The following is a 6,614-nucleotide window of genomic DNA, read 5'->3' as shown; positions in this document are numbered from 1 at the left end:
GCACGCCGCCAGCGTTCATCCTGAGCCAGGATCAAACTCTCCAATAAAGTTAGTTTGTCTAGCATCTAAAAATAAAATTGACGTTTCACGTTGTTTGTTTCGTTCAGTTTTCAAAGAACTAAAAGCGGGTGAAGAGAATCGAACTCTCGACCAGAGCTTGGAAGGCTCTTGTTTTACCACTAAACTACACCCGCGTGGTCGGGAAGACAGGATTTGAACCTGCGACCCCCTGGTCCCAAACCAGGTGCTCTACCAAGCTGAGCCACTTCCCGTTATGGCGCGCCCGAGAGGAGTCGAACCCCTAACCTCTTGATCCGTAGTCAAACGCTCTATCCAATTGAGCTACGGGCGCTTATTCATGATGTTTTTTCGTCGTTGTATTTTGGCGACTCAATTATCTTATCATACTACATTTTCAAATGCAAGTACTTTTTAAAAAGATTTTTTGATGCGGCCGAGAGGACTTGAACCTCCACGGGGTTTCCCCCACTAGGCCCTCAACCTAGCGCGTCTGCCGTTCCGCCACGACCGCGCGGAAAAAACAAAAGTGAGCCATGAAGGATTCGAACCTTCGACCCTCTGATTAAAAGTCAGATGCTCTACCAACTGAGCTAATGGCTCGTAAATGGCTGGGCTAGCTGGATTCGAACCAGCGCATGACGGAGTCAAAGTCCGTTGCCTTACCGCTTGGCTATAGCCCATCGAAATATTCATCTTCTTTTCAAAGACAAATGTTATTGTAACATAATGTCCAATAAAAACAACTGCCAAATAGCAGAAGTTAAAATGGCGGTCCCGACCGGGGTCGAACCGGCGATCTCCTGCGTGACAGGCAGGCATGTTAACCACTACACCACGGGACCATTTGGTTGCGGGGACAGGATTTGAACCTGCGACCTTCGGGTTATGAGCCCGACGAGCTACCGTGCTGCTCCACCCCGCGATGATACTATTTATATAATTTATATGGTGGAGGATGACGGGATCGAACCGCCGACCCCCTGCTTGTAAGGCAGGTGCTCTCCCAGCTGAGCTAATCCTCCGAAGTGGTGACCCGTACGGGATTCGAACCCGTGTTACCGCCGTGAAAGGGCGGTGTCTTAACCACTTGACCAACGGGCCAGTATGTATGGCAGAGAAGAAGGGATTCGAACCCTCGCACCGCGTTAGCGATCTACTCCCTTAGCAGGGGAGCCCCTTGAGCCACTTGGGTACTTCTCTGTATGGCTCCGCAGGTAGGACTCGAACCTACGACCGATCGGTTAACAGCCGATAGCTCTACCACTGAGCTACTGCGGAATAATAAAGACAATTTGTATCTTATAAAATTTCTTATCGTAAGTCAAGATGTTTTTTCTCAACATCTTGTACAAACGTGACATGTTTATAATATACTGGATTGCGTTTTCACTGTCAAGATGTTTTCTTTATCAGGTTCAGTTTCCCTTTACACTTTCCGCAGACATATCTTTTTGTATTTATTTGACGCCTTCTTACATATTGAAGCAAACAACCCATACATTCATACGTATAAACCTTTTTTTCCTTCTCTTCATTAATTATTCGTTTACAGAAGCGTGGCGCATCAACTTCTTTTAACAATTCACGAAAATCTCTATCCCGGTGCTTATAGCCCCTTCCTGTAATATGTAAGTGATAATGACAAAGCTCATGTTTAATGATTCCGACTAACTCTTCTTTCCCATACATTTCGTAATATCGATAATTCAGTTCAATATTGTGTGTATTCAATAGATAACGTCCACCAGTTGTACGCAACCTACTATTGAACATAGCTCTATGTAAAAATGGCATTCCGAAGTATTGTAGTGATACTTCTTCCACCAGACGCTGTATTTCTTGCTCATCCACTCTCATTCCTCCTAAACTAAAAAATATTTTTACACTTTTCTCCTCCCTTATACATATATTAAATAGTACATATACCCATCCTCATTCAAGAAGCGTGGTTTCTAAAAATATAGCATGAATAGAAATCCACTCACCAACCTCTCATCAATAGTACCTTACATTTTTGAGAGTAGGATTAAACAAGGAGGGATTCCTATGCCTACGTGGCTAAAAAAACAAATGCAACGCGCATATTTTGAAAAAAACCGGTATCAAATTAAATTACTAAATGAATGCTGGTTTTATTATAGCAAAATACATCAAAGCTCATAATCCATTACACGTTTTATCCCATAAAAAAAGAGCAGTTTCATCTGCTCTCTTCTCTTACTATTCAATCGGCAACATGGATAGTGCAACGCGACCTTTTTTCGTATCAATATCATCTACCCATACCTTGACGATTTGTCCGACAGATACAATATCTAACGGATGCTTCACATACTGTTTGCTTAGTTTAGAAATATGTACTAAACCATCTTGTTTTACACCTACATCAACAAAAGCACCAAAATCAACAACGTTACGAACTGTTCCTTCCAGTTCCATACCACGTTTTAAATCTTCTAATTTCAAAATCCCTTTTTTCAGAAGCGGTTTAGGCAACTCATCCCTCATGTCTCGCTCTGGACTAATGAGCGCATCTATAATATCAACTAATGTTGGCTCCCCAACTCCCGTTTCTTGCGATAACTTAGAAATCTCCACTTCTTCTAAGCTCTTTTGTAATTGCAATTGCCCTACGTCATCTTTTGATAACCCTAGACTCTTCAATAACAATTCAACATTTTTATATTGTTCTGGATGAATACCCGTTCGATCTAACGGATTTGCCCCTTCTAATATACGTAAGAAACCTATGCATTGTTCATATGTCTTCGCACCTAGACGCGGTATTTTCTTTAAGTCTGTTCGTTTTGTAAATTTCCCTTCTTCTTCACGCTTTGCCACAATATTTTTCGCAACAGTTTTCGATAAACCCGAAACATATTGCAATAACGCAACTGAAGCTGTATTTACATTCACACCGACTTGGTTAACTGCCGTCTCTACTACAAATGTTAATGATTCATTCAACCTCTTTTGAGATACATCATGTTGGTATTGTCCAACCCCAACTGATTTAGGATCAATCTTCACAAGTTCAGCAAGTGGATCTTGCAGACGTCTCCCAATAGAAACAGCACTTCTTTCTTCAACCTGTAAATTCGGAAATTCCTCACGAGCTAAATCGGAGGCCGAATACACACTCGCACCAGCTTCGTTCACAATAATATAGAAGACTTCTTGTTTCACATTTTGTAATACATCAACTATAAATTCTTCCGATTCTCTAGAAGCTGTACCATTCCCAATCGCAATCATTTCAACTTGATATTTATCTATAATAGAAAGAACTTTCATTTTTGCATCTTCATATTTACGAACAGGTGGATGCGGATAAATAACATCAATATATAGAACCTTCCCAGTATCATCTACAACAGCTAATTTACAACCCGTTCTATATGCAGGATCTAAAGCTAACACAACCTTTCCTTTCATTGGAGGTTGTAATAACAAATTACGTAAGTTCTCAGAAAAAATATGTATCGCTTGTTCCTCAGCTGTTTCTGTTAATTCTTTTCGAATCTCTCTTTCAATGGAGGATTGAATTAATCGTTTATAACCATCCTCAATTGCTAACTTTACATAATGCGCACTTTTAGAATCGTTATCACGAATTACTCTCTTATATAAGAAAGTTACTATCTCATCTACTGGTGGAACAACAGAAACTCTCAATATATCTTCTTTCTCACCGCGATTCATCGCTAATACACGATGCGGTACTACTTTCTGCAACGGTTCTTCATAACGGTAATACATTTCATATATATTCTTTTCATCTTTCTCTTCATCTTTTACGGACGAAGACATAACACCTTTTCTAAAAGTAACATTCCGAATCCAACTACGATAAGCTGCTTCATCTGAAACGATTTCTGCAATAATGTCTTGGGCACCTTGTAATGCTTCTTCTGCAGATTGCACTTCTTTCTCTGCGTTAATAAACTCCACTGCCTTCTGATTTGGATCTTCTTTCTTATATAACAATAACCATTCAGCTAACGGCTCTAGTCCTTTTTCTTTTGCAATCGTTGCTTTCGTTCTTCTTTTCTCTTTATATGGACGATATAAATCTTCTACTTCTTGCAACTTTACAGCTTTAACAATTTGCTGACGTAACTCTCCTGTCAGTTTCCCCTTCTCATCAATAAGACGAAGAACCTCTTCTTTCCTATCTTCAAGCTGCATCATATATTGCCATCTCTCTAAAATTGTACGAATTTGCACTTCATCTAAAGAGCCTGTCCATTCTTTTCGGTAACGAGCAATAAATGGAACTGTGTTACCTTCTTCTGTTAATTGAATAACATGACGAACTTGCTTTTCGGTAAAGCCTAATTCCTTCACTAACATTTTCATTAACGCTTGTCGATTATCTACCATTTCCATATACAACCGTAACCTCCTCTATAATAAAAAAAAGTTGCCCTGTAAAGAGAGCAACTTAAACTGCCGATTTAAAAATCTATTAGTCCTAAACTAATTTGTAGCGCTTCATCTACACGAATCATCATCACTTCATCTAAGTGAGTGATTTTGTCCGTTAAGCGCTGCTTATCGATTGTTCGAATCTGCTCAAGTAAAATAACAGAATCTCTCTCAAAACCGTACTTTTTCGCATCAATTTCCACATGAGTGGGTAATTTAGCTTTTTGAATCTGTGCAGTAATAGCCGCTACAATCACCGTTGGACTAAAACGATTTCCGATGTCATTTTGAATGACAAGAACCGGACGAACGCCTCCTTGCTCAGAACCAACAACTGGGGAAAGGTCTGCAAAATACACGTCGCCGCGTTTTACAATCAAAATATTACCCCCCGCTAACTAAGCGTTCTACTGTATGAGCTGCTTCATACTCTGCTAAGAAAGCTTCCGATGCAATACCAAGATTAATTTTTCCCATTTCAATGTACCCACGTCGCATTGATTCATGTTGGTAGCGTTTCTTCGTCTTATGTTGACGCAATAACAGTTGTGTTGCCTGGCAAATTAGTTCATGGCGATTCTTATTCTCTTGTTTTCCAATTCCGTCCAATTCCGTTACCATTTGCTTTGGCAACCGAACCACGATTTCAGTAGTTACACTTGATTCGGACACAAAAATACACCTCCACCGTCAACTACACACCCAAATATATATATGACACCTATTGTAATAATACCATTGTATGGAGCCTGTTGCAAAGACTTCCTTATTCCTTGCTTATGTTTTCCAATTCACAAACAAAAAATTCATATTCTTTTATTTTTATCTTATTACAAACAAGAAACGAAAGAGTTTCCCAGCAAAATTTACGTTAAATTATGTTAAAAGTAATGATAAGTAAAAAGCTTCTCATCAAAAATGAGCTTATTCTTAACCAATGAACAGTCCTCTCAAATGACAAGAAGCAAACCATACTACCTTCTATATATTGTTCAAATAATTGATTACTTCTACAACCTTGCCGTGCCGTATGAATATTCTCGGCACTCGGAAGCTTATCGTTGCAATAATTTCATAATTAATAGTCCCAGAATATTCAGCAACCTCAGTAGCACTAATATACTCATCACCTTGTTTTCCAATGAGTGTAACTTTCGTACCAAGCGGCACTTCACAAGGAAGGTGTATCATGAATTGATCCATTGTTACTCGACCTACAATCGGTACCCTTTTACCATTTATAAGCACTTCGAATCCTTGTAATCTTCTAAGCCATCCATCTGCATATCCAATCGCAACAGTTGCAATCCATTCTTCCGTTTTCGTTCGGTAAGTGACGTTATAACTAATCCCATCCCCTTTAATCACCTGTTTAATATGAGCAACTTTCGTATGCAGTGATAGCGCTGGTTCTAATTTAAACGGTAAAAAAGGGCGTATTTCTACAGACGGGGATAACCCATACATCGCAATGCCAATTCGTACTGCATTAAATGTAATCCCTTGAAAACGTAGCGTTGCAGCACTATTAGCTGTATGGACAAACTTAGGATCCACTCCAAACTCTTTCAACCAACTTAACTGCTGCAAAAATGTGTTATATTGCTTATCAAAGTAAGAAGTCTCCACCTCATCCGCTGTTGCAAAATGTGTATAAACTCCTTCTAGTTCTAAAAATGGCGCACCTTCTAGACTTTTTAAAAACCCTTTTAATTCTTTCCGTTCGCGTATTCCAATTCTCCCCATACCACTATCGAAATTAATATGGTATTTCATTGTAGATGAACCATCCCACAGTTTGATCGCTTCATCCACCCATTCTTTTTGAAAAACAGTTAATGCTACATCATTTTCAGCAGCTACATTGACATCACGAGGCGGGGAAGGACCTAACACTAAAATCGGCACAGTAATACCAGCCCTTCGAAGCACTAGAGCTTCATCTAAAAAGGCAACCGCTAACCTTTTCGCCCCTGCTTCTAATGCCGTTTTAGCTACCGGTACATAATCGTGTCCATATGCATTCGCCTTGACTACAGCAAAAATCTCTACATCACTTGGAATGGAATCTTTAATGTGTGTAATATTGTTATAGATCGCATCTAAATCCACTTCCACCCAAGTGTCACGGTAAAATGGTGCTTCTTCCATAAATACACTTCCTT

At 39.5% G+C, this 6,614-nt stretch carries 6 protein-coding genes and 12 tRNA genes; 1 reads left to right on the top strand and 17 read right to left on the bottom strand.

Annotated features, from left to right (window positions below; all coding sequences use genetic code 11):
* Positions 1-123: 123 nt before the first annotated feature.
* The 13 genes from JDS99_RS14990 to JDS99_RS14930 all read right to left on the bottom strand — a co-directional run bounded on the left by JDS99_RS14990 (position 124) and on the right by JDS99_RS14930 (position 1,872).
* Positions 124-194, bottom strand: a tRNA-Gly gene (locus JDS99_RS14990).
* 1 nt (position 195) lies between these two features.
* Positions 196-272: transfer RNA gene (locus JDS99_RS14985), tRNA-Pro, on the bottom strand.
* A gap of 3 nt (positions 273-275) precedes the next feature.
* Positions 276-352, bottom strand: a tRNA-Arg gene (locus tag JDS99_RS14980).
* Positions 353-449: 97 nt separating this feature from the next.
* Positions 450-532 (bottom strand) — tRNA-Leu (locus JDS99_RS14975).
* Between the two features lie 16 nt (positions 533-548).
* Positions 549-621, bottom strand: a tRNA-Lys gene (locus JDS99_RS14970).
* A gap of 5 nt (positions 622-626) precedes the next feature.
* Positions 627-701: transfer RNA gene (locus JDS99_RS14965), tRNA-Gln, on the bottom strand.
* An 86-nt stretch (positions 702-787) separates the two neighbouring features.
* Positions 788-863 (bottom strand) — tRNA-Asp (locus JDS99_RS14960).
* A 3-nt stretch (positions 864-866) separates the two neighbouring features.
* Positions 867-943: transfer RNA gene (locus tag JDS99_RS14955), tRNA-Met, on the bottom strand.
* Between the two features lie 24 nt (positions 944-967).
* A tRNA-Val gene (locus tag JDS99_RS14950) sits at positions 968-1,043 on the bottom strand.
* Positions 1,044-1,047: 4 nt separating this feature from the next.
* Positions 1,048-1,122 (bottom strand) — tRNA-Glu (locus JDS99_RS14945).
* Between the two features lie 8 nt (positions 1,123-1,130).
* Positions 1,131-1,221: transfer RNA gene (locus tag JDS99_RS14940), tRNA-Ser, on the bottom strand.
* A gap of 3 nt (positions 1,222-1,224) precedes the next feature.
* Positions 1,225-1,299: transfer RNA gene (locus JDS99_RS14935), tRNA-Asn, on the bottom strand.
* 114 nt (positions 1,300-1,413) lie between these two features.
* Entirely contained in the window at positions 1,414-1,872 is a 459-nt protein-coding gene (locus tag JDS99_RS14930; protein ID WP_000344252.1) for a SprT family protein, read from the bottom strand.
* Between the two features lie 195 nt (positions 1,873-2,067).
* Here JDS99_RS14930 and cmpA point away from each other — a divergent pair, with 195 nt between their 5' ends.
* Complete coding sequence (cmpA, locus tag JDS99_RS14925; RefSeq protein WP_001143642.1) at positions 2,068-2,184, top strand: cortex morphogenetic protein CmpA; 117 nt, start codon at positions 2,068-2,070, stop codon at positions 2,182-2,184.
* A 57-nt stretch (positions 2,185-2,241) separates the two neighbouring features.
* On the opposite strand, the gene JDS99_RS14920 is transcribed toward cmpA, so the two are convergent.
* The 4 genes from JDS99_RS14920 to alr all read right to left on the bottom strand — a co-directional run bounded on the left by JDS99_RS14920 (position 2,242) and on the right by alr (position 6,600).
* Complete coding sequence (locus JDS99_RS14920; RefSeq protein ID WP_199695296.1) at positions 2,242-4,410, bottom strand: Tex family protein; 2,169 nt, start codon at positions 4,408-4,410, stop codon at positions 2,242-2,244.
* Positions 4,411-4,478: 68 nt separating this feature from the next.
* On the bottom strand, positions 4,479-4,829 hold the full coding sequence (ndoA, locus tag JDS99_RS14915; protein ID WP_000635963.1) for a type II toxin-antitoxin system endoribonuclease NdoA: 351 nt from the start codon (positions 4,827-4,829) through the stop codon (positions 4,479-4,481).
* Between the two features lie 4 nt (positions 4,830-4,833).
* Complete coding sequence (locus JDS99_RS14910) at positions 4,834-5,121, bottom strand: antitoxin EndoAI (RefSeq protein ID WP_000004570.1); 288 nt, start codon at positions 5,119-5,121, stop codon at positions 4,834-4,836.
* A gap of 309 nt (positions 5,122-5,430) precedes the next feature.
* Positions 5,431-6,600 carry an alanine racemase gene (gene alr, locus JDS99_RS14905; RefSeq protein ID WP_199695295.1) on the bottom strand — a complete coding sequence of 390 codons (1,170 nt, stop codon included), beginning with the start codon at positions 6,598-6,600 and terminating at the stop codon, positions 5,431-5,433.
* Positions 6,601-6,614 lie beyond the last annotated feature (14 nt).

It is taken from the genome of Bacillus cereus group sp. N6 (assembly GCF_016483705.1).
In the GTDB taxonomy this organism is placed as follows: Bacteria; Bacillota; Bacilli; order Bacillales; family Bacillaceae_G; genus Bacillus_A; species Bacillus_A wiedmannii.
Note: the sequence above shows the minus strand (reverse complement) of the source record. Positions and strands in the feature narration are given on the sequence as shown.